General features: G+C 69.3%; 15 protein-coding genes. 11 read left to right on the forward strand and 4 right to left on the reverse strand.

All coding sequences use genetic code 11. The annotated features are described in order from the left end of the window. Window positions 1-4: 4 nt before the first annotated feature. Both IPG61_14550 and IPG61_14555 read right to left on the reverse strand, forming a co-directional pair. Entirely contained in the window at window positions 5-901 is an 897-nt protein-coding gene (locus tag IPG61_14550; GenBank protein ID MBK6735268.1) for a hypothetical protein, read from the reverse strand. Then, window positions 898-6,903 carry a hypothetical protein gene (locus IPG61_14555; protein MBK6735269.1) on the reverse strand — a complete coding sequence of 2,002 codons (6,006 nt, stop codon included), beginning with the start codon at window positions 6,901-6,903 and terminating at the stop codon, window positions 898-900. Before IPG61_14555 ends, IPG61_14550 begins: the two co-directional genes overlap by 4 nt. 135 nt (window positions 6,904-7,038) lie before the next feature. Between IPG61_14555 and IPG61_14560 the strand changes: the two genes are divergently transcribed. Genes IPG61_14560 through IPG61_14575 form a run of 4 tightly spaced genes read left to right on the forward strand, consistent with a single transcriptional unit; the run spans window position 7,039 to window position 10,680 of the window. Continuing rightward, window positions 7,039-8,325 carry an extracellular solute-binding protein gene (locus tag IPG61_14560; GenBank protein MBK6735270.1) on the forward strand — a complete coding sequence of 429 codons (1,287 nt, stop codon included), beginning with the start codon at window positions 7,039-7,041 and terminating at the stop codon, window positions 8,323-8,325. Further along, window positions 8,322-9,245, forward strand: coding sequence for a sugar ABC transporter permease (locus IPG61_14565; protein MBK6735271.1), 924 nt, complete (start codon window positions 8,322-8,324; stop codon window positions 9,243-9,245). The genes IPG61_14560 and IPG61_14565 overlap by 4 nt, the downstream gene beginning before the upstream one ends. Next, window positions 9,245-10,090, forward strand: coding sequence for a sugar ABC transporter permease (locus tag IPG61_14570; protein ID MBK6735272.1), 846 nt, complete (start codon window positions 9,245-9,247; stop codon window positions 10,088-10,090). The genes IPG61_14565 and IPG61_14570 overlap by 1 nt, the downstream gene beginning before the upstream one ends. Before the next feature lie 20 nt (window positions 10,091-10,110). Further along, entirely contained in the window at window positions 10,111-10,680 is a 570-nt protein-coding gene (locus tag IPG61_14575) for a class I SAM-dependent methyltransferase (protein MBK6735273.1), read from the forward strand. A gap of 42 nt (window positions 10,681-10,722) precedes the next feature. Here IPG61_14575 and IPG61_14580 read toward each other — a convergent pair whose 3' ends face one another. Then, entirely contained in the window at window positions 10,723-12,021 is a 1,299-nt protein-coding gene (locus IPG61_14580) for a hypothetical protein (GenBank protein ID MBK6735274.1), read from the reverse strand. Between the two features lie 214 nt (window positions 12,022-12,235). On the opposite strand from IPG61_14580, the gene IPG61_14585 reads away from it, so the two are divergent. From IPG61_14585 to IPG61_14600, 4 genes are read left to right on the forward strand one after another with little or no spacing between them, the layout of a single operon-like run. Further along, complete coding sequence (locus tag IPG61_14585) at window positions 12,236-13,024, forward strand: phospholipase (protein ID MBK6735275.1); 789 nt, start codon at window positions 12,236-12,238, stop codon at window positions 13,022-13,024. Next, window positions 13,021-13,260 carry a MoaD/ThiS family protein gene (locus tag IPG61_14590; GenBank protein MBK6735276.1) on the forward strand — a complete coding sequence of 80 codons (240 nt, stop codon included), beginning with the start codon at window positions 13,021-13,023 and terminating at the stop codon, window positions 13,258-13,260. Before IPG61_14585 ends, IPG61_14590 begins: the two co-directional genes overlap by 4 nt. 1 nt (window position 13,261) lies before the next feature. Next, window positions 13,262-13,696: a molybdenum cofactor biosynthesis protein MoaE gene (locus tag IPG61_14595; protein MBK6735277.1), complete on the forward strand. Its 435-nt coding sequence runs from the start codon at window positions 13,262-13,264 to the stop codon at window positions 13,694-13,696. Beyond that, entirely contained in the window at window positions 13,693-14,832 is a 1,140-nt protein-coding gene (locus tag IPG61_14600; protein ID MBK6735278.1) for a HesA/MoeB/ThiF family protein, read from the forward strand. The genes IPG61_14595 and IPG61_14600 overlap by 4 nt, the downstream gene beginning before the upstream one ends. Here the strand turns inward: IPG61_14600 and IPG61_14605 are convergent. Continuing rightward, window positions 14,805-15,377 (reverse strand): DNA-3-methyladenine glycosylase I, encoded by a 573-nt coding sequence (locus IPG61_14605; GenBank protein ID MBK6735279.1) that lies wholly within the window; start codon window positions 15,375-15,377, stop codon window positions 14,805-14,807. The genes IPG61_14600 and IPG61_14605 overlap by 28 nt on opposite strands. Before the next feature lie 261 nt (window positions 15,378-15,638). On the opposite strand from IPG61_14605, the gene IPG61_14610 reads away from it, so the two are divergent. The 3 genes from IPG61_14610 to IPG61_14620 all read left to right on the forward strand — a co-directional run bounded on the left by IPG61_14610 (window position 15,639) and on the right by IPG61_14620 (window position 24,988). Continuing rightward, entirely contained in the window at window positions 15,639-16,037 is a 399-nt protein-coding gene (locus IPG61_14610; GenBank protein ID MBK6735280.1) for a hypothetical protein, read from the forward strand. A gap of 125 nt (window positions 16,038-16,162) precedes the next feature. Continuing rightward, a complete protein-coding gene (locus IPG61_14615; protein ID MBK6735281.1) occupies window positions 16,163-16,600 on the forward strand; it encodes an STAS domain-containing protein in 438 nt (145 codons plus the stop codon). 333 nt (window positions 16,601-16,933) lie between these two features. After that, entirely contained in the window at window positions 16,934-24,988 is an 8,055-nt protein-coding gene (locus IPG61_14620; protein ID MBK6735282.1) for a hypothetical protein, read from the forward strand. Window positions 24,989-25,124: the final 136 nt, after the last annotated feature.

Consider the following 25,124-nt stretch of genomic DNA (forward strand, 5'->3'; position numbering starts at 1 on the left):
ACGTTCAGTTCCTCACGGTGAAGGACAGCATGTAGACATTGCCCAGCTTGCGGTCGGTCTGCACGCAGAAATCGGCTTCCCAGTGCTTGTCCTGCAGGCCGGCGCCCATCGTGACCAGCCCGCGGTCGAGACCGGAGCGAAGTACCAGGGCGTCGAAGAACCAGATCTCGGCGCCACCGTGAATGACGACGTTCTCGACCTGGCCGTCACGGTTCCTTGCGTCGGCCGTCACCAGGAGCGTGTCGCGGAACAGCCAGCTGCCGCCGGCGGCCCATTCGGTGAAGACCGGGTCGGGATCCGAGGTGTTGTCCAGCAGTTGCAGCTCGGTCTGGTGCAGGTTGTACACCGTCGCGCCGAGCGTCCAGGCCCCGCCGCTGTCGTAGAGCAGGCCCAGGTCGGCCGAGAAGCCCTGGTCGCCGCCGTTGTAGTTGGGGTCGTTGTAACGCTCGTAGCCGGGCGCCGAGAGCAGGAACATCTTGCCCGAAACCCCGACCGACAAGCCGGGCAGGAACGGCAGGGCGCGGGCTGCGGACAGGTTGATCGTGTCCTCGTAATAGAGGCGCGGGATGCCGAGCCGGACCCAGCTGGCGCCGAAATGCCAGGCGCCCCAGCTCGGCAGCTCGGCCGCCAGGCAATCGTGCCGGAGTTCGGCGTCGTCGTACATCCAGGCGCGGGTGGCCATCAGGGCGACGCGGTTGCTGCGCGTCAGGCCTGCGGGGTTCCAGAAGACGGCGTTGGCATCGTCGGCCAGCGAGACGAACGCCGAGCCCATGGCCCGGGGCCGGGCGCCGGTCCCGAGGAACCGGAAGTCGGCGCGGGCTTCGGCGGCGGCGCCCACCACGAGGGCCGCCAGGGCCGCCGCGGCCCAGTGCCGCGCTGCTTGCAGGTGCGCGCGCCTCATCGGATCACCGCCACGGAATGGTTGCTGCGTATGGTTCGCGTGCCGCCGGCCTGGTTGTAGGTCGCGATCACGCGCAGGATGTAGATCCCGTACGGCACGTAATCCCCGCTCGCGGTGCGGCCGTCCCAGATGAGACCGGCCACGCGGCGCGGCGTCGGATCGTTCAGGTCGGCGCCCGCGAAGGGGAAGTTCTCGGTCATGAGGTTGCGGCGCACGCCGGTGATGTCGTAGATCTCGACGGTCACCGTGGCTTCGCGGCTCAGGTAGAAGCTGATGTTCGTCTCGTCGTAGAGGCCGTCGCCGTTCGGCGAGAACGGGTTAGGCGAGACGGTGAGGCCGGACAGCACCTCGTCGGAGACGGCGGCCACGGCTTCGGTCAGGAAGAGCCCATACGTCCCGGCGCGGCTGATCGTGGCCGTCACGTTGTTGCCGGTCGACGTCACGTTGCCGCCGACCAGGATCCAGCGTCCGGCAACCTCGTTGTACTGGTACATCGCCACGAGCTGCTCGTCGGCGCCGGCCGGGAGCCAGGCCTGCGGGTAGTGCAGGCTCAGCTCCAGCGTACCCGGTACGTCGCCGTCGTAGGGCAGGCGTCCGCCGAGGGAGTCGGTGGTCGCGAGAGTGACGCCGCGATAGACGCCCAGCGCCCGCCCGGTCGGGACGACCGGGGCCGAGCCGAGGCCCGCAGGCGCGGAGCAGATGTCCCATTCCAGCGCGATGCGCGAACCCATCGTGTCGGCCGCGACGGCCCCTCCCGTCCAGGCCTGGGCCAGGTGGCGGGCCACGAGCTGCGACCGCAGGCGCTCCGACAACTTCAACTGCGAGCCGTCGACCTGCAGGAGCGAGATGTTCTCGCCGTCCAGGGCCTTCGCCTGCAGGCGGCAGGTCGCTGTCGGCAGGATCTGCAGCGTCGTCACCGGCGAAACCGTCTCGATATTGCCCGCCACGGGAACGTTCGGGTCGTCGGCCATGATCTCGAACTCAAGATACCGCGTCGAATCGATGGGCGAGGCCAGGAGCGAGTCGAGGAAGCTCGGCAGCACGTCCACCACCCAGACATCGTTGCCGAGGTAGCCCAGGGGAACGGTGCGCTGCCAGCCTTCGCCGGCGAAATTCGTGGCGCGGTAGCGGAACTCGGCGCGCTCGACGCGGTCGTCGTCGGTGATGCGGAAGGCCAGCGAAAGGGGTGCACCTTCGAGCGGCGCCACCGTCGTGACGACCGATCCCCTGCCGCCGGTGTCGATGACGGGCGGGCCCGTGTCCTCGAACCGGGACATCTCGATGGCCACCGGTGTCAGGCCGTCGGCCAGGCGGTCCAGCGCCTGCTGTGACTCGTAGTCGAGGATCTCTTCCTGCGTCAGGCCCGGCGAGCGTCCGGTGCCGGTCACCAGCAGCAGGTCGACGAGGTTGGCGTCACGGTCGGTGTTCTGGCCGCCGCCGAAGTTCCACTCGCTGCGGCCCTCGTTGACCCAGCGGATGCCGCCAAGCACTTCCTCGCCGCCGAAGTCGTGGCTCGCCATGCAGACGGCGATGTCCCACGACCGGATCGCCTCGGGGGTCGGGTCGCCGAGCGCGGCCTTCGACACCAGTGCTGTCACCGTGTTGGCGGAGGGATCGCCGAGCAGCAGGATCTCCTTGTCGGTGCGCAACGCGTTCGCGCGCCAGGAATCGAGCGTGTTCTGGCTGCGCGAGGGGATCAGCGCCTTGTACCAGCCGTCCATGATAATGGCGAAGTCCCAGGCGTCCCACGGCTGGAACGCGGCGCCGCGGTTGGGCAGGCTGGCGGTGGCCCCGCCCGGTCCACTGTCGATCAGGATATCGATCTTCTCGATGTTCAACTCGGCGTAGAGCGGGCTCCAGTCGGCCATGCCCGGATCGTTCGGGTCGGGGAAGTCGGCCAGTGTGACCTGGAAGGCGATCATCGGCACCGACTCGCCGCCCACCACGGCGACCGTCTCGAACACGGTCAGCCCCGTCAGGTCGAAGCCGCCCGGCGCGAACGCGATGTTGGTCGGGTAGGTCACGTACTTGCGCTGGCTGCCCGGCTGGTTGGGTCCGTGGTCGTCACCGACAGCGTCGGTGACCTGGATGATCGGTTCGACGATGGCCGTCACGTTGATCGTCACCGTGGCGCTGGCGGCCAGGGCATTGCCGGCATCCCATGCGCTCAGGATCAGGTCCTGCGAGCCGCCGGGGTTGCCGACCGGCACGAGCACCGAGTTGCTGAAGCGCCCGTCGCCGGCCGTGGCGTCGCCGTGTCCCGTCTGGCCGTCGTCATAGAGGCGAACCGCGTCGCCGCCGCCCATGGCCGAGAGGTCGGCCAGCACGTCGCCGATGCCGTCGCCGGCGTCGGTCACCAGCATCGAGACCGTGAGAAGTTCACCGGCGGTCGGCTCGAGCGGGGTCGCCGTCGCTTCCGCCAGTGTCGGCGGCGTGGGGAAGTCCTTCTTGACCACGTAGGTCGGCCCCCACGCGTGCAGCACCGAGGGCCCGAGCGCGGTTTCCCAGTCGCCCGGGGCCGGGTCGTTGTAGTCGAAGGTCAGGTTCAACGTCGAGTCCTGGGGCGCCGAGTCGAAGGCGGCGCGCTTCACGCCATCCTCCTGCGTGAGGTAGAGCTCCAGGCGCAGCGAGTCGGGGGCGCCGCCGAACGGCTCCCAGGGCACGCGGATGAGCACGCGATCAGCCAGCTTGCGCACCCATGTGGGCTGGATGTTCCAGCCGGCGCTCGGGTCGTAGGCACCGGTCTCCTCGTTCCACCATTCCCAGCGCGACTGCGCGGGGTTCCAGCGCCGGAAGTCGCCGTAGTCGTTGGCCGAGTACTTGCTTGTCAGCGCGAAATCGGGCTTCTGGGTGTGCGAGTAGCTGACCGGCATCACGAACGGGTCGATGGTGCCGCCGGCCGCGTCGAACCCGGTCTCGATGATCACGTGCAACTGCAGGCCGTTCCAGGCGCTGACGAACGGGATCTCGAGGTTCAGGGCGGTCGGGTCGTTGTCGACCACCAGCGCGGTCAGGTCGGTCGTGTCGAAGGTGCGGCGTCCGACCGGTTCGTCGGGCCAGGCGGCGTCGGGGATCACGGCGACGTCGCGCAACTGCAGGCCGGTGTCGGCCGGGGTCAGCCCGCTGCCGGAAGCGGACAGCGTGACGAAGCCCGCAATGCCTGTGGGCACGAACGTCCCGATGGCCCGGCCGTCGATGCCGGTGACCGCCGTGGCCGGGGCGAAGCCGCCGCGCGCGCCCGGGTCGGCGCTGAATTCCGCCACCAGGCCCGGTTCGGCGGTGTCGTTGCCCCAGGTGTCGATGGGCAGGGCGGTGACCGCCAGCGGCGACTCCAGGTCGCTGATGGCTGCGGGCAGCGACAGGCGCCAGCCGGCCGTGGCGCCCGGTGTCACGGTCACCGGCAGGTGATCCAGCCCGCTGTCCAGCGTGTTGCCGCGCACTTCCAGCGCGCGACCTTCGACCACGACCGATGCGGTCACGTGCAGGGGCCCGGCGCCGAAGGCCGACAGCACGGCGGTGGCCCGGCCTTCTCCGTTGGTCAGCACCGTGGCCGATTCGAACTGGCCCGAACCGGCCAGGCCGGCGGCCAGCGCGAACGAGACCGGCACGTCCGGCAGCAGGCTGAGATTGCGCGCCGAGTCGTAGAGCTGGGCCTCGATGCGCAGCGTGTCGACGCCGCCGGCGACCAGCGTGTCGCGGAAGGCGGTCAACACCACCGTCACCGGCTGCGGATCCTGGAAGGCGACGATGATGCGCCCGGCGATCGGTGCCTTGGCCGGCTGGGCCAGGTAAACGCGCAGCACCTCGACGGAGGTGTTGCTCATCCAGAACTGGGCGCGGGCCGCCGTGAACGAAACGACCGAATCGACCTCGGCCTGGGTCGGGCCGCTGTAGAAGACAGGCGTGCCGGTCGGGGGTGAAAGGTCATCCATCTTGCGGGCCGAGAGGCGGAAACCCGACAGGCGGCCTTCGATGTCGTACAGGTCGTCGAGGCCGGCGTCGTCACGCGCCGCCAGCAGTACCCGGGTCGACGTGAAAGGATCCTCGCCGGGCTGGTAGTAGGTGGCGCGCACTTCGGGCAGTTCGTTGCCGGGTTCGTCAACGATCACCAGGTGGGTGGCCCGCACCGCGGACAGGCCCAGGTCGCCCAGCGAGGTATCCTCGGGGCTGATGTTGAAGTTCACCGTGCGCGGCACATATCCGGTCGCTTGCAGTTCCAGGCGGAAGGCCCCGGGCTCGAGGAAGAACGCGAACGTGTCGCCGGCGGCGTCGAAGAACAGCGAGTCGCGCTTGACGCCACGGCTGTCCCACAACCGCCCGATGCCATCGGCGTCGGGCCCGTCGAGGGCGATCGCGCCGCGGACCCGCGCCTTGAGGCTGAGGGCGAAGGCAAGGCCGGTCACGTCCTGGCCGGCGATGACGGTGAAGGTGGTATCGACCTCGACGTACACGGGCGGCAAGGTCTCGGTCCGCAGGTTGTACGTGCCGCCCACCGGTGTGAAGAACTCGAAGTCGCCGCCGGTGGAGGCGAAGCCGTCCAGCCCCAGTTCGGTGCCGTCACTGTCGCTGAACCAGATCGTGCCCGGCTTGCCGAGCCCGCCGACCAGTTCGGCGAAACCGATCGAACCGGCGATGCGCGTCTGGCGGACCAGGGCCAGGTCGGCACCGACATAGTCCACACCGGTCGTCACGCTGACCGGCAGTTCGAGCGGCAGGTAGGTGGCCGCGGTGGCCGCCAGCGTGAAGTCGCCGCCGGCCTCGACATAGAAGACGAACGGGCCGCCGGCCGCCGTGAAGGCCTGCGTGCCGAGGACGGTGCCGCCGGCACCGCGAAGCTCGACCGCTCCCGCACCGCCGGGGCCCGAGGCGAAGGAGACCGTACCGCGGATGGCTGTCGCCTTCACCAGGGTCTGGTCGATGCCCGTCACGGTCTCGCCGGCAACCACCACAACCGTGTCCACATCGGCGAAGTACCCGGTCGCGCTGGTCGTCACGTGGTAGGTGCCGGCCGGCAGGCGCGGCAGCGTCCAGGTGCGAACGCCGGCAGCGGTCGTCACGCTGCTGAGCGGTGCCCCGGGCTCGCGGCCCGCGAAGCCGGTGAGTTCGGCGGTGATCGTCAGTGGCGAGGTGCCATCGTCGAGCGGCAACGTGGCCGTGCCGGCGATGGAGGCGTTGGCGGCGTCGGGCGTGCCGTTGCCGTCGATGTCGATGACCGAGGCGTGCAGGGCGGTCACCGCGACGGCGCCGGTGCCGCCGTCGAAGCCGGTGTTGTTGGGAGCCGGGTCGATGCCGTTGCGCGTGGCGTCGTTGCGTCCGATGAAGGCGAAGGCCTTGATCACGGCGTTGGTCGGCACGCCGCCGGCCAGGTCGGGATAGAGCACGGTCCAGGGGATGGCGATCTCGCCGTTCAGCCAGAACGGGAACTGCACCTTCTCCTGGGCGACGGTTCCCGTGTTGGAGGCCTGCGCCGTCGTGATCGAACTGGTCACCGGCAGCACGGAGCCGTCGCTGCCCGTGACGCGGAAGGCGCGCGGCTTGCCGCCGGGGAAGGCGTCGGCCACGGCCCGGCCGACCAGGAAGTCGATGTGGTGGCCTGCCGGCAATGAGACGTTGGCCGGGAGCGAGTCCAATTCGGCCGCATTCACCGGGCCGATGCCGCGGTCGAGGTCCAGGTACACGCTCAGCGCCTCGTCGACGCCGAAGTCCTGGTAGGTCAGGCCGAGGTAGAGGTTCGTCGCATCCCACGTCAGCCACACGCGGCGCACGTTGGCCGTGCGCGTGGTGATGTCGTCGGCCTGGTCAACCACCACCCGGTCGGCCGCATCCCAGTCGGTGCCGTTTCCGGTGATGACGCCGTCGATGGTCGGCGTGTGGAAGGGAACGGCCCGCGCTCCGGGGGCGGCCAGGACGGCCAGCACGAGGACGAGCGCGGTCAGGACGACGAAGCCCCCGCCGGGGGCCGCTGAGGGCGCGGGGCGCCGCTTGCAGATTCTGGTGTTCATAGCGGGCGAAGGTAAGCCATGAGGGGGTGCCAATTCAATCCCCAACCCCGAAACATCTCCGGTATTTACAATCAGGGAGCCGCCCTGCGCCTGCGAGGTTGTTGGCGGCCGCGATTCGTTGTAACGTCCGCCCCCATGAAGACCGTTAACCCCGTTTTGCGCCTCGCGCGCCCGCGCCTGGTCCACGCAGCTCTGGCGCCTGTTGCAGCGGCGCTGGCGCTGATTTTCATGTTCGCCGGCTGCTCCAGGTCGGACCGTGCCCGCTCCGTGGTCGTCTGGGAGCAGATGGACCCCAAGGAGCAGGAGCTGTTCGACGAGCACATCGTCCAGTTCCGGGCGAATCACCCCGAGTTTGCCGGGTTTTCCATCGAACGGGTCCACTACCGGGTCGAGGACCTGCAGACCCAGTTCCAGACCGCGGCGCTGGCTTTCGGCGGGCCCAGCCTGGTCTATGGCCCCTCCGACAAGATCGGGCCCTACTCGATCATGGGCCTGCTGATGCCGGTGGAGGAGCTCCTGCCGGCCGCCGAGATCGCCCGTTTCCAGCCCGAGGCGCTGCCGGTGCTCGAAGGGCGGGTCTGGGGACTGCCCGACCAGGTGGGCAACCACTTGACGCTGGTGGCCAACCGCGCCCTCGTCGACTCCATCGCCACCGACACCGACACCTGGCTGGAGCAGCTGCGGAAAGCGACCATCGACCGCGACGGCGACGGCAAGCCCGAACAGTACGGCCTGGTCTTCAACATCCTGGAGCCGTTCTGGCTGGTGCCGTGGGTGGGCGGCTTCGGCGGCGTCGTGATGGATGACCAGTCGCGGCCGACACTCGATACGCCGGCCATGGCCCAGGCCCTCGGCTTCCTGTCGGACCTGAAGAAGTCGCGCGTCGTGCCGCTGGAGTGCGACTATCCGCTGGCCGACACCATCTTCAAGGAAGGCCGCGCCGCCTACATCATCAATGGGCCCTGGAGCTGGCAGGGCTACCGTGACGCCGGCATCGACATCCAGCTGGCCCCGCTGCCGATGGTCTCGGCCACGGGCAAGTGGCCGGCGCCGCTCATCTCGGCGAAGTGCTACAGCATCAACCGCTACCTGGACCCGGCGACGCGGGATTGCACGGCGGCGCTGCTGTCCTGGCTGACCGGGCCCGAGGTGCAGCTCGACCTGGCCCGCAAGCTGGGCGTGCAGCCGGGCGACCTGACGGCCGCCGCGGCGCCGGAACTGCGTGACGACCCGTTGATGATCGCCAGTCGCGAGCAGATCGCGCGCGGCCGCCTGATGCCCATCGTGCCGGAGATGCGCGCCGTCTGGGATGCCATGCGCCCTTCGTACCAGAGCGTGATGAACGGCGAGCTCGAGCCCGCCGCCGCCGCCGCCGCCATGCAGGCCCGAGCCAGCGAGTCGATCGAGGTGATGCACGAATGAAGGGGCAACGCACCCTGGCCCTGTGGTTCCTGCTGCCGTCGCTGCTCGTGCTGGCGGGAGTGGTGGCCTACCCGTTCGTCTTCAACCTCTGGATCTCGCTGACGAACTGGAACATGTTCCATTTCCAGCATCCGCAGTTCCAGGGCCTGGAGCACTACGCCAAGATCGCGCGCATGATCGGCGAGCCGTTCGCCCGGCCGCTTTCGCAGTGGCCGTCGGCGCTGGCGGAGAACGAGTTCTACCGCATCTTCGGCAAGACGTTCGCCTGGACCGCCGTGAACCTGGTGTTCCACTTCACGCTGGGCCTGGGCGCAGCGCTGCTGCTGAACCGCAAGCTGCCCGCGCGCGGCCTCTATCGCGCATTGCTGATCCTGCCCTGGGCGATGCCGCAGTACATCAGCGCGCTGACCTGGCGCGGTATGTTCAACGTCGAGTACGGGGTCATCAACCAGCTGTTGTCGCAGGTCGGCGTGTCGCCGGTGCCCTGGTTCAGCAGTGAATTCTGGGCGTTCATGGCCCCGACGATCACGAACATCTGGCTGGGATTCCCGTTCATCATGGTGATTGCGCTGGGCGGCCTGCAGAGCATCCCGCAGGAACTTTACGAGGCCGCGCGCATCGACGGCGCCGGTCCCGTGCGGCGCTTCTTCAACATCACCCTGCCCATGCTGAAGCCCGTGCTGCTCCCGGCGCTGGTGCTGGGCACCATCTGGACGTTCAACAACCTGAACGTGATCTGGCTGGTCACTGACCAGGGCCTGCCGGCAGACAAGACGCACATCCTGGTGACCTACGTCTACAAGGCCGCGTTCTTCTACTACCGCTACGGCTACGCGGCGGCGTTCAGCGTGTTCATCTTCCTGGTCCTGATGCTCATCGTGCGCGGCTACAACAGGGCCGCCCGGCAGGAGGTCTACTGATGGCCCGCGGACGTCGCGTCGCCAGGGCGTGGGAGATGGTCTGGGTGCACGCGCTGGTGTGGCTGCTGGTGCTGTTCGCCGTGTTCCCGGTGCTGCAGGTCGTGGGCATCAGCCTGCGCCCCGGTGACCAGCTCTACTCGACCGAACTGCGACTGATCCCGGAGAATGCGACCTTCGACGCGTATCGCATCATGCTGACCGAGAAGCCGTTCTTCCGCTGGCTGGGCAATTCGCTGCTGGTTTCGCTGGCCACGGCGCTGGTGGGCGTGGCGCTGGCCAGCCTGGGCGGCTTTGCGCTGTCGCGCGCGCGGTTCGCGGGGCGGGGCGCCGTGTTGCAGGGCATCCTGATGACGCAGATGTTCCCGGCCACCATGCTGCTGCTACCGCTCTACCTGCTGATGCGCAAGCTGCACCTGGTCGATACGCTGGCCGGAGTGGTCGTGGCCTACGTGGCGACCGCCCTGCCGTTCTGCATCTGGACGATGAAGGGCTACTACGACACCATCCCCGAGGCGCTGAACGAGGCCGCGTTGATCGACGGCTGCACGCCGCTCACCGCCTTCTTCCGGGTGACGCTGCCACTGAGTGCGCCGGCGCTGGTCATCACGGCGCTGTTCAGCTTCATGACCGGCTGGAGCGAGTTCATGGTCGCCCGCGTGCTGCTGGCCAGCCAGGAGTTGATGACGCTGCCGCTGGGGCTGGAGTCGCTGTTCACCACCTACCAGACCGAATGGGCCAACTACGCGGCCGGTTCACTGCTCGTCTGCCTGCCGGTGGTGGCGTTGTTCCTGGCGCTGAACCGGTTCCTGGTTTCCGGCCTGACGCTCGGGAGCGTTAAGGGTTGAACGCGCACACGGGGAGTGGAATGAAGCTTGACCTGGGCTGCGGCCTCAACAAGAAGGCCGGGTTCACCGGCGTCGATCGCCTGGCGCTGCCGGGCGTCGATATCGTCTGCGACCTGGACCGCGAGCCGCTTCCGCTGCCCGACGACAGCGTGGATGAGATCCACTCCATGCACTTCCTGGAGCACACGGCCGACCTGCTCGCGGTGATGCAGGAGATCTGGCGCGTCTGCCGCGACGGCGCGCGCGTCTCGGTGGCGGTGCCGTACTTCAACTCGATCGGGGCCTACCGCGACCCGACGCACCGCCGGTTCTTCACCTGGGAGACGTTCGAGCACTTCACCGACAGCGACAACGTGCCGTCGTTCTACGCCGACGCGCGCTTTCGCATCGTGCGCCGCCGACTGCTGTTCTGGCCCGCCAATTCGACCTGGAAGGGCCACGTGCGGTTCGGCTACCTGTGGCCGCTGCAGGCGCTGGCCAACCTGGCGCCGTACTTCTACGAGCACTCGCTGTTGCGGGGCATTGCCGCCAGCGACCTGCAGGTCGAGCTTCTCGTGCTCAAGAAGAAGGACGCCGGCTCGCGGGCTTGAACCCGCCAACCGGCGTCCATGGTCGGCCGTCGTTCCCGCGGATCAGTCAGGCAAGCCCCCGGCAGGCACCTCGAGCGAGTCGGGCGGCACCGTGGCCAGCGCGATCTCGTGTGTGAAGCCGTCGGGCCCGTGCACGACGAGGACCAGCGGGCCGGGACCGTACTGGTCCAGGTACATCGCGTAGAGCGGCCGCAGGTTGAACTCCGGGCTGGCCGTGAAGGCCGCGTCGCACTCTTCCTGGGTCTCGTGCACCAGCGTCAGGTGCGCACGGGGCGGCATCGATTCCAGGAAGCCGCCCGACATCCACAGCGAGAACTCATGTTCCGGCTGGCAGCCGGAGAACCCGACCTGCATGCGCAGGCGCGGGCCCTCCACCTCGGCGCCGAGGAACATCCACCAGGCGCGGTGCAGGTCGATCGGGCGCCGGTCCGTGAAGCCGATCACGTCGGTCGGCGGCGTCCAGTCGCGCACCACGCCGACATGCGCGTCGAGGAAGCCCTGCAGCACGCCGTCGGCTCCGGTGGTCAGCACCACGCTGCGCGGATTGGGCGTCGTGGTCGGCACCGGCAGCGGACCCATCTCCAGCGACTGGAAGAGGACCTCGTACAGGCCCGCTTCGGCGACGGCGGTTTCCCACCGGCCGTCGCGCCCGGGCGAGGCCCAGGCCACCGTGCCGCCAGGCCCGGTCACCTGAACGCCCCCGGCCAGGTACGGCGGTTCGTCGTTGTCGGCCAGCCCGTCGCGGTCGAGGTCGAAGAAGAGGCGCCCGCCGATGCGCGCCTGCCCTTCGAATACGCCGGTCTCGATGCGCGCGGAGAAGGAGAACGGGGCCAGCGACGCGTCGCTGAAGAGCCATGTCTTTCCGGGTGTCGCCTCGCCCGCGGGCAACAGGCCGCCTTCCAGCAGCGCCGTGTAGTCGAAGCCGTATCGCGTCGTGTCGTTCGGCGCGCCGCCGGGCAAGGCCAGGTCGGCATTGAGCGGGGCGACTTCGGCCGGTTGCAGGTCGCCGAGCCAGACGATGAGGGGCGGGTTCACGGCGTCGCCCGACAGGTTGCGCACCTGCACGGTCAGGGCCACGGTGCCGGCCTCCGCGTCCGTGACCAGCCCGGTGCCCTCGAGGCGCAACTGGACCAGGCGGCCGTCCGGGCCGGGAACGGACACATCCTTCAAGGCGAAGGTGCCGGCGCCCGGATCGAGCCGGTTGCCGCCGTCCCTGGCCGGCGAGGCGGCGTCGGAGCAGCCGCCGACAAGCGCCAGCAGGGCCAGCAGTGGAAGGCACAGGGTCAGCGGGAGCCAGGCCGCGCGGGGGCGCAGGCCGTTGCTGGGACCGGGAGCGTACATCGGCAACCTCCACGAAGGGTCAGGCCCGGCGCCGGGCGCCGGTCGGGTGCGCGTCCCCATGATATGCGGGAACGGCGCCCCGCCCCACAAGCGATGCGCAACGGCGGTCCGGGCGGCACTGGCTGCCGGCCTTGCGCGGTGCTAGCTTCGGAGAGGCAGGCGGCTTGGGGCCAAGCGCTTGCGCGCGCGGGGAAGTACCGGCAAGGCGGGAAGCATGGACAATGGCAGCACGGAAAGGCGGGTCCCGGTGCCTGCCCGGCGGTGGGCGCTGCTGGTGGGCGCCTGGTGCCTGGCGGTCGCCGGTCACGGGATCGCCGGCGACACCATCACGATGAGGGAGGTCAGCGTGGACGGCACGGCCCATCGGGTGGCCCTGCGCGTGCCGGAGGACTACGACCCGTCGCGCGCGTGGCCACTGGTCGTCTTCCTGCACGGAGCCGGCGAGTGCGGCATCGACGGAGTGCGCCAGACAACGGTGGGGCTGGGGCCCGCGCTGGTCGCGCGTCCCGGGCGCTGGCCGTGCCTGGTGCTGATGCCGCAGAAGCCGACCGAGTCCGAGGAGTGGGAAGAGCACGAGGAACTCGTGCTGGCGGCCATCGCCGATGTGCAGGCGAACTGGCACATCGACCCCGATCGCATTTCGCTGACCGGGATCTCGCAGGGCGGGCACGGCACCTGGCTGATCGGCGCGCGCCATCCCGAACTGTTCTCCTGCCTGGCGCCCGTGTGCGGCTACGGTCGTGCGCGTACGGTGGCGTCCCGCGTGGCCGGGTTGCCGGTGTGGGCTTTCCACGGCCTGAAGGACGATGTCGTCGATCCGGCGGACACGATCGCCATCGTGCAGGGGATCCGGCAGCGTCGCGGGTCCGAGGCGTCGCTTGGCGATGATGTGCGCATGACCCTCTATCCCGCGGCGAACCACAACAGCTGGGACGCTGCCTACGCCGAGCCCGAACTGCCGGGCTGGCTGCTGGGGCATGTGCGGCAGGAGGCCCGGCCGTGAAGGTGCATGTGCGCTACTTCGCCGTGCTGCGCGATGCTTCGGGTGTTGCGGGCGAGGACGTCGAGGGTGGGTTCAGCGACGCCACTGGCCTCTGGGACCAACTCTGCAGCAGGCACGCCTTCCCGCTGGGACTGGATTCGCTGCGCGTGAGCGTGAACGCGAAGTACGTGCCGACAGGGACCGCGCTGCACGACGGCGACGAGGTCGCCTTCATCCCGCCCGTGTCCGGAGGCTGAGATGTTCCGCCTGCTGGATACCGCGCTGCCACCGCCTGCAGAACTGCTGCCTCCCGACGACCACGCCTGCGGCGGCGTCGTCACGTTCGAGGGACGGGTGCGCGACCACCACGCGGGCCGCGCCGTCATCGCGCTGGACTACGAGGCCTACGAACCGCTCGCCCTGGCCGAGGGACAGGCCATCCTCGACGAGGCCGCCGCGCGGTTCGGGGCGGTGCGGGTGGCGGCCGCGCACCGGCAGGGCTCATTGGTGCCGGGCGAGGTGGCGGTAGTGGTCGTTGCGGCGGCGCCCCACCGCCAGGAGGCGTTCGCCGCCTGCCGCTGGATCATCGACGAGATCAAGGAACGCCTGCCGGTGTGGAAGCGGGAACACTATGCCGACGGCGCGAGCGAATGGGTGGGCTGCGGTTGCCATCGAAACGGGGAGCAGTCGTGACGTCACCGGCCGACGAGCGCTACCGGCGACAGGTCGAGTTGCCTGAAGTCGGTGAAGCGGGACAGGCGCGCCTGCGCGCGGCGAGTGCGCTGGTGGTCGGCGCCGGCGGCCTGGGCTGCGCCGTGCTGCCCTACCTGGTGGCCGCCGGCCTGCGCGAGGTGGTTGTCTGCGACGGCGACGTCGTCGAACCCTCGAACCTGCCGCGACAGGTGTTGTTCGGCGATGCGGACGTGGGCCGGCCGAAGGCCGCAGCAGCGGCGGCGCGGCTGTCCGTGCTGAACCGTGAATGCCGGGTGGTGGCGGTGACGTTGCCGCTAGGCGCGGCCAACGTGCGCGCGCTCGTGGAGGCGGCCGATGTGGTGGTCGATGCGACCGACGATTTCGCCGCGCGCTACCTGCTGCACGACACCTGCTTCGCCGCGCGCCGGCCGCTCGTGACCGCGGCCGTGCACCATGACGAAGGACAGTTGGCCGTCTTCCGTTTCGACCACGCCGCCGCCGGGCCCTGCTGGCGGTGCCTGTGGCCCGAGCCCCCGCAGGACGACAGCGGGGGAACCTGTCGCGAGCGCGGCATCCTCGGTCCCGTGCCGGGCGTGCTCGGCACGCTGCAGGCCGACCAGGCCCTGCGTGCCCTGCTCGAGGCCTCGCCGCTGGCGCAGGGACAATTGGTGCACGTCGATCTCGCGGCCTCCGGCATCTGGCGCACGACCTGGGAGGCGGTGCCCGGTTGCCCGCTCTGTGGACAGTCCGCGGAGCGGGACGCAGCGGTGGAGGACGGCGGCGGCGGCGAAGCGAACTCAGACCAGGCCGCCGAACAAGCCGAGGAAGTTGTCTGGGGAGACCTTGCCTCGCCCCGCGGCTGCATCTGGATCGACGCGCGGAGCGATCGGGAACAGGCCCACGATCCGGCGCCCGCCGTGCTCGCGGGATTGCCGATCGTGTCGTGGCGCACGTTCGGGGCCGCCGGGCCGCCGACAGGGTTGGCCTGCGTCGTCTTCTGCGCGCACGGCATCCGCTCCCTCGACCTGGTGCGGCACTGGCGCCGGAACGGCCTGGAATCGGTCAGCAGCCTGCACGGTGGACTGGCAGCGCTGCGTGCGCCCGGGGATCAGCGCAGCCCGCGCACCTGGGAGTGACGGAAGCAGCCGGTCTCGTGGTCGTTGACGAGACCGGCCGCCTGCATGAGCGCATAGCAGATCGTACTGCCGACGAAGGTGAATCCCCGCTGCTTGAGGTCCCGGCTGAGCGCATCCGATTCGGTGGTGCGCGCCGGGATGTCGGACATCTGGCGCCGCCGCGGCTGCAACGGCTGCCCGCCGATAAAATCCCACACGTAGGCGTCGAAACTCCCGAACTCCCCTTGCACGGCAAGGAAGGCCTTCGCGTTGGTGACGGCCGCCGCGACCTTGAGCCGGTTGCGCACGATGCCGGCGTCGGTCAACAGCGCCGCCTGTTTGCGCGCACCGTAGCGGGCGACCAGCGCCGGATCGAAGCCGTCGTACACTTCGCGATAGCGTTCGCGCTTGCGCAGGATGGTCGACCAGCTCAGCCCGGCCTGGGCACCCTCGAGGATGAGGAACTCGAACCACCGCTGGTCATCGTGCACGGGCACGCCCCATTCGGTGTCGTGGTAGGCGATGTCGAGTTCGGAGCCACCGTGCGTCCAGCCGCAGCGCTTCATCGGGATACTCTCCAGTGTTCTTGGGGGAGGGCCAGCCGGCGGTCCAGAATAGGTGCGCGCGACCGGGATGACCATCGGCTATTGTAAGCAGTTGTGGAATAGTCTTTTATGGAGTCCATGACCCCGCTGCCGGTCGGCGGTGGCGACGTGCTCATGATATTACTATTGTGCAAAAAAATGATTGCGATGGGCTTGCTGGATATGTTATTCTGTTGACAGGTTGCCGGTGTCATCGCCGCGCGACAATCAGGAGGTCGTCCCATGCGTGCCGTCCTGTCACTCCTCGTCCTGGTTTCCTGCACCGTTCCCGCGTTCGCCGCTGATGTGCCGCCCGTCGATTCCCAAGCGCCCGTGCCGCCGACTGTCGCCCTGCCGGGGCGCGGGAGTGCGCTGCTGCAGCTTTCGCCCATGTATGTCGAGGTCAGCGATACACTCGCAGTGGCCGACGCGCGGGAGAAGCAGCTGCTGGCCGATCTGGCCGTGGCGACCGACGATGCGACCGCCGAGGCGATCGTCCGGGAACTCGAGTCCTTGCCCCTTGGACGCGTATTGAGCATCCTGAGGATCCAGGCGCGTTACGCGCGCCAGGAGAATCGCCCGGATCTCGAGCGCCAGATCAAGTTGCGCATGCTCGAGCTGCAGGGGGCCGGCCGCATCTAGGGGTCCGCATCCGCTGTGGCGGCGGGCCGAAGTGTGGAACCATTGCGCCCGTGCGGCGTAGAAGGCCGGGTTTGTGGTTGGCCGCCCACTGCGGCAGGTTCCGGCAAGGTCAAGAGGGAGCGAGCATGACGGCGGCCACGCCTGCGGCGGCGGATATCCTGGTGATGCGGCCCATCCTGAAGATCGCGGGCGGGCAGATCCAGCTGGCCTGGTGGGACGGACGCGCCGCAGAACGTCCCATCCGTTCCCTCGCCGTCAGCGGCGATCCCGATCATGACTGGCCCGAACTCTTCGACGAGACAGCCCGCGTGCTCGCCTCCGGTGGACGCCGTTTCATCCTCGACCTCGATCGTGTGCCCTGGATGAACTCGCGCGGACTTGGTCGCCTGGTGGCGCTCTGGAAGAGCATCGATGAAGGCGGCGGGCGGCTGGTTGTCGTCTGCGGCAACGAGCGCATCCGCAACATCCTGCACATCTCGCAGCTGGAAGAAGTGCTGAGGCCATGGACGACGATGGCCGAGGCCAGCCTGCAGTTCCCGATGGCTCCCGGCGATTCCCTCTGATTTCCCGACGCGGCGTGCGCAAACAACACGGAATTCGTATATTTTTCCTTGCCTTGGGAATCTAACCATATGTATAATTTTCTGGTGCGCCGTATGCTGGCGTGGTAGGATAATGAACGGCGACGGAATGCCGGCCGTCGGGGGACGGTCGGTTCACGAGTCGACGCATTCCGATCCAGTCCGGATTCGGGAGCCTGCGAGGGCGCCTGCCGGAGGCTCACCCCTGTGATCGGCAGGCGGACTCACCCGGAGGGAATAGAGCACGTGATGGATCTTCGCAGCTTCAGGCAGCATCGGACGTCCGCACCGCCCGCATCCGGGTCCTGGCGGGCCATGCTTGCAATGTGCCTGATCGCCGTCACGGCATCGGGCGCGATGGCGCAGTACCAGGCCGATGATTTCCATGCCTGCGCCCTGGATCCCGCCTGGACCTTCGTCAACGCGGGTGATGCCGGCGCTGCGGTGGGGATCACCGGCGCCTACACCGACGACGCCCACCTGGCCCTGAGTGTTCCCGGTGGCTCGACGCATGAGATCTGGAACACGACCATCGGCGCGCCCCACGTTCTGCAGCCGCTGGCCGCCGGTGACTTCACGGCCGCGGTGAAGTTCGTTTCCGTGTTGCCCACGAATTTCGGCCAGCAGGGCCTGCTGGTGCGCCAGAGCGACAGCCAGTGGCTGCGCCTGGAGATGTATCGCAACGAGATCGGCCAGTTCCGCGTGGCGGCGCTGGGCGGCCCGACGACCCTCTTCTTCGACACCCAGATCGTGCCGGTCGGCGCCACGCCGCTGTACCTGCGCGTCTCGCGCGCCGCCGACACCTGGACCCTCGAATGGTCGCAGGACGGAACGGTATGGCAGGCGGCCGGCGCCCCGTTCGTCTACGCGTTCCTGCCCGACGGCATCGGCATCTATGCCGGCAACCGCGGCGCGAACCCGCCCGCGCACACCGTGCACGCCGACTGGTTCGGCGTCGACGGCTCCGGCGACGACATCGAACGCAACACGCTGGCCGTCGACGTGGTCGGCGGCGGCCAGGTCACGCGCGGTCCGGACCTGGCGAACTACACCTGCGCGCAGGACGTCACGCTGACGGCCGTCGACCAGCTGGGCTGGACCTTCAGCGGCTGGAGCGGCGGACTTACCGGCTCGGCCAATCCGGCCGTCGTGTCGATGAACGGACCTTCTGCCGTCACCGCCACGTTCAACGCCGTGCCCGTCGATACGCTGACGACAACGCTGGCCGGCGGCGGCTCTCTCGTGCTCTCGCCGCCCGGCGGCGTCTACAACCGCGGCACGGTCGTCACGGTGACGGCCGTCGACGGCCCGGGCTGGGTCTTCTCCGCTTTCTCGGGCGATCTCACGGGAGGCGTCAACCCGCAGACAGTAACGATGAACGGCAACCGCGCGGTGACCGCGACTTTCGCCGCGGTCGCGCAGCACACGGTTACCACGAACGTGTCTCCCGGCGGCGCCGGCAACATCACCCTGAACCCGGCCGGCGGTACCTACAACGCGGGCACCGTCGTCACCGTGACGGCCGCGGGCGAGCCGGGCTGGGGCTTCACCGGCTGGATCGGCGACCTGGCGGGTGCCGCGAATCCCGAGACCCTGGTTGTCGACGGCGACAAGGCCGTCACCGCGACGTTCGCTGTCCTGCCCACGCATGTGCTGACGACGACGGTCAGCGGCAACGGGCAGGTCGTTCGCCAGCCGAACGACCCCGACTACCTGTCGGGCTCGTCGGTCGTGCTGACGGCCGTTCCCGATTCCGGCTGGCAGTTCAGCGGCTGGAGCGGCGACCTGGTCGGCAACGCCAACCCCGACACGCTGCTGATGAACGCCGACAAGAACGTGCACGCCACGTTCACGGTGATCCCGCCGGTCTTCCTGACGGACGATTTCAACCGCTGCGCGCTGGGCGCCCCGTGGTCGTTCGTCGACCCGTTCAACGACGGCGGCACGGCGACGCTGGCCGGCGGCTGGTCGGACAACGCGCGCGTGGCCATCTACGTGCCCGGCGGCATCGAGCACGAGATCTGGGCCGGGTTCATCGGTGCGCCGCATATCCTGCAGCCGGCCCAGGACGTTGACTTCACCATCGAGGCGAAGTTCGACTCCGACCTGCCCGGCAACTTCGGGCAGGAAGGCATCCTCATCAAGGAGAGCGAGACGCGCTGGATCCGCGCGGAGATCTTCCGCGACGAGACCAACCGCCTGCGCGTGGCGGTCGACCGCGGCCCCGCGATCCTGACGCACGACGTCTACATGCCCCTGGGCCTGACCGCCCCGCTGTGGATGCGCGTCACGCGCACCGGCGACACTTGGGTCCAGTCGTGGTCCTCCGACGGCGTCACCTGGAACGTGGCCGGGGGCCCCTTCAACTACGACATGACCGTCACGGCCGTGGGCCTGTTCGCCGGCAACCGCGGTTTCGCGCCGCCGGCGCACACCGTGCTGGTCGACTACGTGCACAACACCGCCGGCACGCCGGCGGCCGAGGATGCGACGCGGGCGCCGCTCGACGTCACCCTCGACGGCGGCGGCCTCGTGAACCGGACCCTGGACCTGGCCAGTTACGGGTGCGGCCAGGTCGAGACGCTGACCGCCGTCGACCAGCCGGGCTGGCGCTTCGATTCCTGGTCGGGCGCCGCCACCGGGTCGCAGAATCCCGTGCAGGTGACCCTGAACGGCGCAGCCGCAGTCACGGCCCACTTCGTGCCGGTGACCCAGTTCACGCTGGCGGCCTCCGTGGCGGCCGGCAACGGGTCCGTCCAGCTGAGTCCGCCGGGCGGCATCTACAACGAGGGCACGACCGTGGTCGTGACGGCCGTGCCGGATACGGACTGGAGTTTCACCGGCTGGAGCGGTGACCTGGCCGGGACCGCCAATCCCGACACCCTGGTGATGTCGGCCGACCGCACCGTCGCGGCGACCTTCACCGAGATCATCTACGCGTTCGCCTCGGACGACTTCAACGCCTGCACGCTCGACAGCGTCTGGACGTTCGTCAACCCGCGCGGCGACGCGGCAACGCAGACACTGGTCGGGTCCTATACGGACGATGCACGGCTCGCGCTGCACGTGCCGAGCGGTGCCATCCACGAACTGTGGAACGGTGCCATCACCGCACCGCACCTGATCCAGCCGGCACTCGACGTGGACTTCGGCATCGAGACGAAGTTCGATTCCGCCCTGCCCAATATCGCCCTGGCGCAGGAAGGCATCATCGTCCGCGAGAGCGACGCGATCTGGCTGCGCTTCGAGTTCCTGAGCTTCGGCCCGATGACGCACGTCCTGGCGACGCTGCCGGACGGCGTGACGATTCCGGTGAACGTGCAGATCGGGCTCAATGGTTCCTATCGCATGCGCGTGATGCGCACCGGCGACACCTGGAACATGCAGTGGTCCTCCGACGGCGTGACCTGGAATACGCCGGCGGGCTCGGGATTCACCTATGCCATGAACGTGACGGGCGTCGGCGTCTATGCCGGCAACAACGGCACAAACCCGGCGCACACGGTCCTGGTCGACTACTTCAAGCACACGGTCGGCCCCTGGGTGGACGAGGACGCCGACCGCGCGCCGCTGGCGATCAACGTGGTCGGCGGCGGCACCGTGAACCTGGACCCGCCGCTGGCCAGCTACGGCTGCGGCCAGTCGGTGACGCTGACCCCGGTGGCGGCCCGCGGCTGGACCTTCACCGGCTGGTCGGGTGCCCTGGCCGGGGCGGCCTCGCCGGCCGTGCTCGGCATGTCGGGCCCTGCCGCCGTGACCGCCACGTTCGCGCCCCTGCCGGAGGAGTCGCTGGTCGTCAGCACCACCGGCGGCGGCGGCACCGTGACGCTGTCCCCGGCCGAAGGTCCGTACTACTACGGCGACCGCGTGGTCCTGACTGCGGTCGACGGCGCCGGCTGGGCCTTCGATTCCTGGACCGGTGACCTCACCGGCGCGGCCAACCCCGATACCATCACCGTGCTGGGCGGCATGAACGTGACGGCGAACTTCGTCGCCGTGCCGCAGCACACCGTGATCGTGACCGTGCCCGGCGGCAACGGCACCGTGAGCCTGAGCCCCGCCGGCGGCACCTACAACCAGGGCCGCGCCGTCGTCCTGACCGCGCAGGGCGCTCTCGGCTACGGGTTGGGCTCCTGGGGCGGCGACCTTGCCGGCTCTGCGAATCCCGACACGATCGTCGTCGATGCCGACAAGAACATCACCGTCACGTTCGCGCCGTTGCCGCAGTATGCGCTGACAACGAACATCGTCGGCTCCGGCAGTGTCGCGACAAACCCTGCCGGACCCCTGCACTTCGCGGGCACCGCGGTCGCGCTGGCGGCGACCCCGGACAGCGGCTGGCAGTTCAGCGGCTGGAGCGGCGACCTGGTCGGCAGTGCGGCCGCGGACACGCTGGTCATGACAGCCCCGCTGACGGTCACCGCCACGTTCACGCCGCTGCCGCCGGTGTCGCAGTCCGACGATTTCGCGGCCTGCGCGCTGGACCCGATGTGGACCGTGGTCGACCCGTTCAACGACGGCGCCTCGGCCACGATCGTGAACGCCTACACCGACAGTGCCCGCGTGGCGATCTTCGTGCCGGGCGGCTTCGACCATGAGATCTGGAACGGCGTGCTCGGCGCCGCCCACATCCTGCAGCCGGCCTACGACCGCCAGCAGTTCACGGTGGAGGCGAAGTTCGACTCGCGCGTCCCGGCCAATTTCGGCCAGGAAGGCATCATCGTGAAGCAGGACGACGCGCATTGGGTGCGCGCCGAATTCTTCCGCGACGACTTCAACAACCTGCGCGTGGCCGTGGACCGCGGGCCGGCGCAGATCACCCATGACATCTACCTGCCGGCAACGGTCACCGAACCGCTGTACATGCGACTGACGCGCGACGGCAGCAACTGGACGCACACCTGGTCCGAGGACGGCGTCAACTGGACGCAGGCCGGCCCGACGTTCCCGTACACCATGACGGTCAACGAAGTGGGCCTGTTCGCCGGCAACCGCGGCCTGGTGCCGCCCGCGCACACGGTGGAAGTGGACTACTTCCACAACGGCGCCGGCGCCCCGGCGGCCGAGGATTCGCTGCGCAACCGCCTTGAAGTCACCGTGGCCGGCGGCGGCCTGGTGCAGCGCACGCTGGACAAGGTCGACTACCTGTGCGGCGATATGGAAACCCTGACGGCCGTGGACCAGCCGGGCTGGGCGTTCAGCGCCTGGTCGGGCGCAGTGACCGGCAGCCAGAATCCTGTGGTCGTGGCCATGAACGGCCCGCTCGCGGTGACGGCCACCTTCGTGGCCGTGCCCCAGTACACGCTCGATGCGACCGTGGCCGCCGGCAACGGCGCCGTGGTGCTCTCGCCGCCCGGCGGTACCTATAACGCGGGCACCGTGGTGACCGTCAGCGCCGTCGCGGACCTCGGCTGGGCCCTGCAGTCGTGGGCCGGCGACCTGACCGGCGACACCAATCCGCAGCAGGTCACGATGGCCGGCAACCGTGCCGTCTCGGCGACCTTCGGCGTGCTCGACGAACACACGTTGACGGTGGCCACGTTCGGCCACGGCAGTGTCACGTCCGACCCCGCCGGCGGGACCTATTACCACGGCACCTCGGTCGCCCTGACGGCCGTGCCCGATCCGGGCTGGGTCTTCGGCGGCTGGTCGGGCGCGCTCAGTGGCCAGGCCAATCCCGACACCGTTCTGATCAACGGCGACAAGTCGGTGACGGCCACGTTCCTCGAGGTCCTTACCGTGGCCGACGCGGACGACTTCAACGGCTGCGCCCTGGATCCCCGGTGGACCGTGGTCGACCCCTTCAATGACGGCGGCGTTGCTGCGGTCATCAATGCCTACAGCGACAGCGCCCGCGTGGCGATCAGCGTGCCAGGCGGCGACGAGCACGAGATCTGGAACGGCTTCATCGGCGCCACGCACATCCTGCAGACCGCCGAGAACACCGACTTCGTGCTCGAGGTGAAGTTCGACTCGTTGCCGCCCTCTGGTTACGGGCAGCAGGGCATCCTGGTGAAGCAGGACCAGGCGATGTGGGTGCGTTCGGAAGTGTACCGCAATGATCTCGGCGCGCTGCGCATCGCCCTCGAGACGGGTCCCGCGCAGGTGCGGCACGATCTCGCCCTGCCTGGTGGCCTGCAGGCGCCGTTCACCATGCGCCTGACCCGCAGTGGCAGTGTATTCATGCAGTCCTGGTCGGCCGACGGCGTGATCTGGAACGACGCCGGCACTTCCTTCTCCTACGCGATGGCGGTCACGGGTGTGGGCACCTACGCCGGCAACCGCGGCGCCAACCCGCCGGCCCACACGGTGCTGGTGGACTACTTCGCAGTCACCTCCGGGCCGTACGCCGGTGAGGATGCGCTTCGCAACCGGATCGACGTGCAGGCCATCGGCAGCGGTTCGGTCAATCGCACGCTGAACCTGGTGGACTACGCCTGTGGCCAGGTCGAGACCCTGACTGCGGTGGCCGACGCCGGCTGGTACTTTGCCGGCTGGAGCGGTGCTGCCAGCGGGACACAGAATCCGTTGGATGTTTCGATGGCGGGCCCCGTCTCGCTGACGGCGACATTCCAGCTGCTGGATGCGCCGAACCACGTCGCCGTGGACCCGGCGCCGGGCACCTGCCTGTCGACGGTGGTCGCGTGCGCCGACAGCATCCCCGTCCGCATCACGCGCACGGATTCCACGCCCGTGAAGTCGTTCACCGTCCTGCTCCAGCTGGCCAACCTGGAACTCTGTGACGGCGCCGCCTCCGTTCGCGAAGGCGACTACCTGCGCGCCCATGGCAACACCTCGTTCCAGGCCGTGGAGAATTTCGACGGCTCGGTACAGGTCGACGGCGTGCTCCTTGACGGCCCCTGTGACGCCGACGAGTCGGATGGGGTGCTGTTCTATCTGGACCTGGCTTCCACCATCGCCGACGGCATCGGCACCGTGACCGTGGCGGCGGTCGAACTGCGTGACTGCGCGGATGCGGTGCTGCCGACGGCGGCCCTGCCCGCAGCCGTGCTGCCCATCGACCACACGGCGCCGGCGCCGGCGACCGGCGTGGCGGCGGCCCAGGTTCTGTCCGGCAACGCCCTGGCGGCGCAGACAGCCGTCGACGTGACCTGGAGCGTGCCGGCAACGCCCGACGCCCAGGGCATCCAGGTCTGGCGCAAGGGCTTCGGTTCGTATCCCGAGTTCTCCGACGGTGGTGGCTCGGTACCGGCCGTGCCGGCCGCCGGTGTCGACCCGGCAACCGTCGGCTGGCAGCTGGCTGCGGTGCTGCCGGCCGGTGCGGCCGCGCTGCGCGACAACCCGCCCGTGCGCGACTACTGGTACTACCACGTGCGCGTGCTGGACACCTGCGGCAACCCGGCGGTGTCCGTGACGCCGTCCGCCTCGCTGGACTACCTGCTGGCAGACGTCGCCGGCGGCCCGGGCAACCTGGGCGACAACCTCGTCGACGCTTCCGATGTGGCGCAGCTGACGGCTGCCTACGGGCGGGCGGACGGCCAGCCCGGCTACGCGAACCGGCTCGACGTGGGCCCCACCGCGAACGCGGGCCCGTTCTCGCTGCCGATGACCGACAGCGTCATCGACTTCGAGGACCTGATGATCTTCAGCCTCAGCCACGGCCTCAACGCCGGACCCGGCGGAGGCGGCAGCGTCCCGGCGTCGCCGGCGCCCGTGGCGCGCAACTTCCTCATGCTGGACGTTGCTCCGCTGCCGTCGATCGGCCAGACCTTCACGGTGACCATCCGGATGGAGGGCGACGGCACGGTGCAGGGCCTCAGCATCCCGTTGCTCTGGAACAACGCGGCCGTGCAGCCGGTGTCGGTGACCCCGGGGGCGTTGCTGGCGGCGCAGGGCGGTACCGCGGCGGTCTACATGCCGCAGCCCGGCCTCGTCGATGCGGCCCTGCTTGGCCTGCGCCAGCGCGGCCTGTCGGGTGCCGGCGTGCTGGCCGTGGTCACCTTCGAGGTGGTCGGGGCCGGACAGCCCGGGCTCTCCATCGGCCTGGTCGACGGCCGCAGCCAGGCCAACGCTCCGCTCGGCGTGTCGAGCGGCGGCATCTCGGCGACGCCCGACCTGCCGGTCCTGGTGGCGGCGACCACGCTGCACCAGAACGTGCCCAATCCGTTCAACCCGCAGACGACGATCGCCTTCGACTTGGCGCGGGCCGGCAAGGTGCGGTTGCAGGTCTACGGCGTCGACGGCCGCCTGGTGCGTGTGCTGGCCAACGGTGACCTGCCGGCCGGCCGTCACGCCTTCCGGTGGGACGGCACCGACGACGACGGCCAGCGCCTGGCCTCGGGCATCTACCTGACCCGGCTGGTGACGTCGGAAGGCTCGCAGACCAGTCGCATGACGATGCTGAAGTAGCCCCGGCCAGGGCCGCCCGGGACAGCCCGGCGGCACCCCGGCCCGATCCCAGGCCCCGGACCCGGACGGTCCGGGGCCTGTTTTTTGTTCCAGCCCCGGAATCGATGGCCGATGATGCCCACGGGCCGGGCAGTCC

It is taken from the genome of bacterium, assembly GCA_016703265.1.
Taxonomy (GTDB): domain Bacteria; phylum Krumholzibacteriota; class Krumholzibacteriia; order LZORAL124-64-63; family LZORAL124-64-63; genus CAINDZ01.

Coding starts and splice junctions, on each gene's coding strand:
- IPG61_14550 (MBK6735268.1), bottom strand. CDS start 901: ATGAGGCGCGCGCACCTGCAAGCAGCGCGGCACTGGGCCGCGGCGGCC.
- IPG61_14555 (MBK6735269.1), bottom strand. CDS start 6,903: ATGAACACCAGAATCTGCAAGCGGCGCCCCGCGCCCTCAGCGGCCCCC.
- IPG61_14560 (MBK6735270.1), top strand. CDS start 7,039: ATGAAGACCGTTAACCCCGTTTTGCGCCTCGCGCGCCCGCGCCTGGTC.
- IPG61_14565 (MBK6735271.1), top strand. CDS start 8,322: ATGAAGGGGCAACGCACCCTGGCCCTGTGGTTCCTGCTGCCGTCGCTG.
- IPG61_14570 (MBK6735272.1), top strand. CDS start 9,245: ATGGCCCGCGGACGTCGCGTCGCCAGGGCGTGGGAGATGGTCTGGGTG.
- IPG61_14575 (MBK6735273.1), top strand. CDS start 10,111: ATGAAGCTTGACCTGGGCTGCGGCCTCAACAAGAAGGCCGGGTTCACC.
- IPG61_14580 (MBK6735274.1), bottom strand. CDS start 12,021: ATGTACGCTCCCGGTCCCAGCAACGGCCTGCGCCCCCGCGCGGCCTGG.
- IPG61_14585 (MBK6735275.1), top strand. CDS start 12,236: ATGGACAATGGCAGCACGGAAAGGCGGGTCCCGGTGCCTGCCCGGCGG.
- IPG61_14595 (MBK6735277.1), top strand. CDS start 13,262: ATGTTCCGCCTGCTGGATACCGCGCTGCCACCGCCTGCAGAACTGCTG.
- IPG61_14605 (MBK6735279.1), bottom strand. CDS start 15,377: ATGAAGCGCTGCGGCTGGACGCACGGTGGCTCCGAACTCGACATCGCC.
- IPG61_14610 (MBK6735280.1), top strand. CDS start 15,639: ATGCGTGCCGTCCTGTCACTCCTCGTCCTGGTTTCCTGCACCGTTCCC.
- IPG61_14615 (MBK6735281.1), top strand. CDS start 16,163: ATGACGGCGGCCACGCCTGCGGCGGCGGATATCCTGGTGATGCGGCCC.
- IPG61_14620 (MBK6735282.1), top strand. CDS start 16,934: ATGCTTGCAATGTGCCTGATCGCCGTCACGGCATCGGGCGCGATGGCG.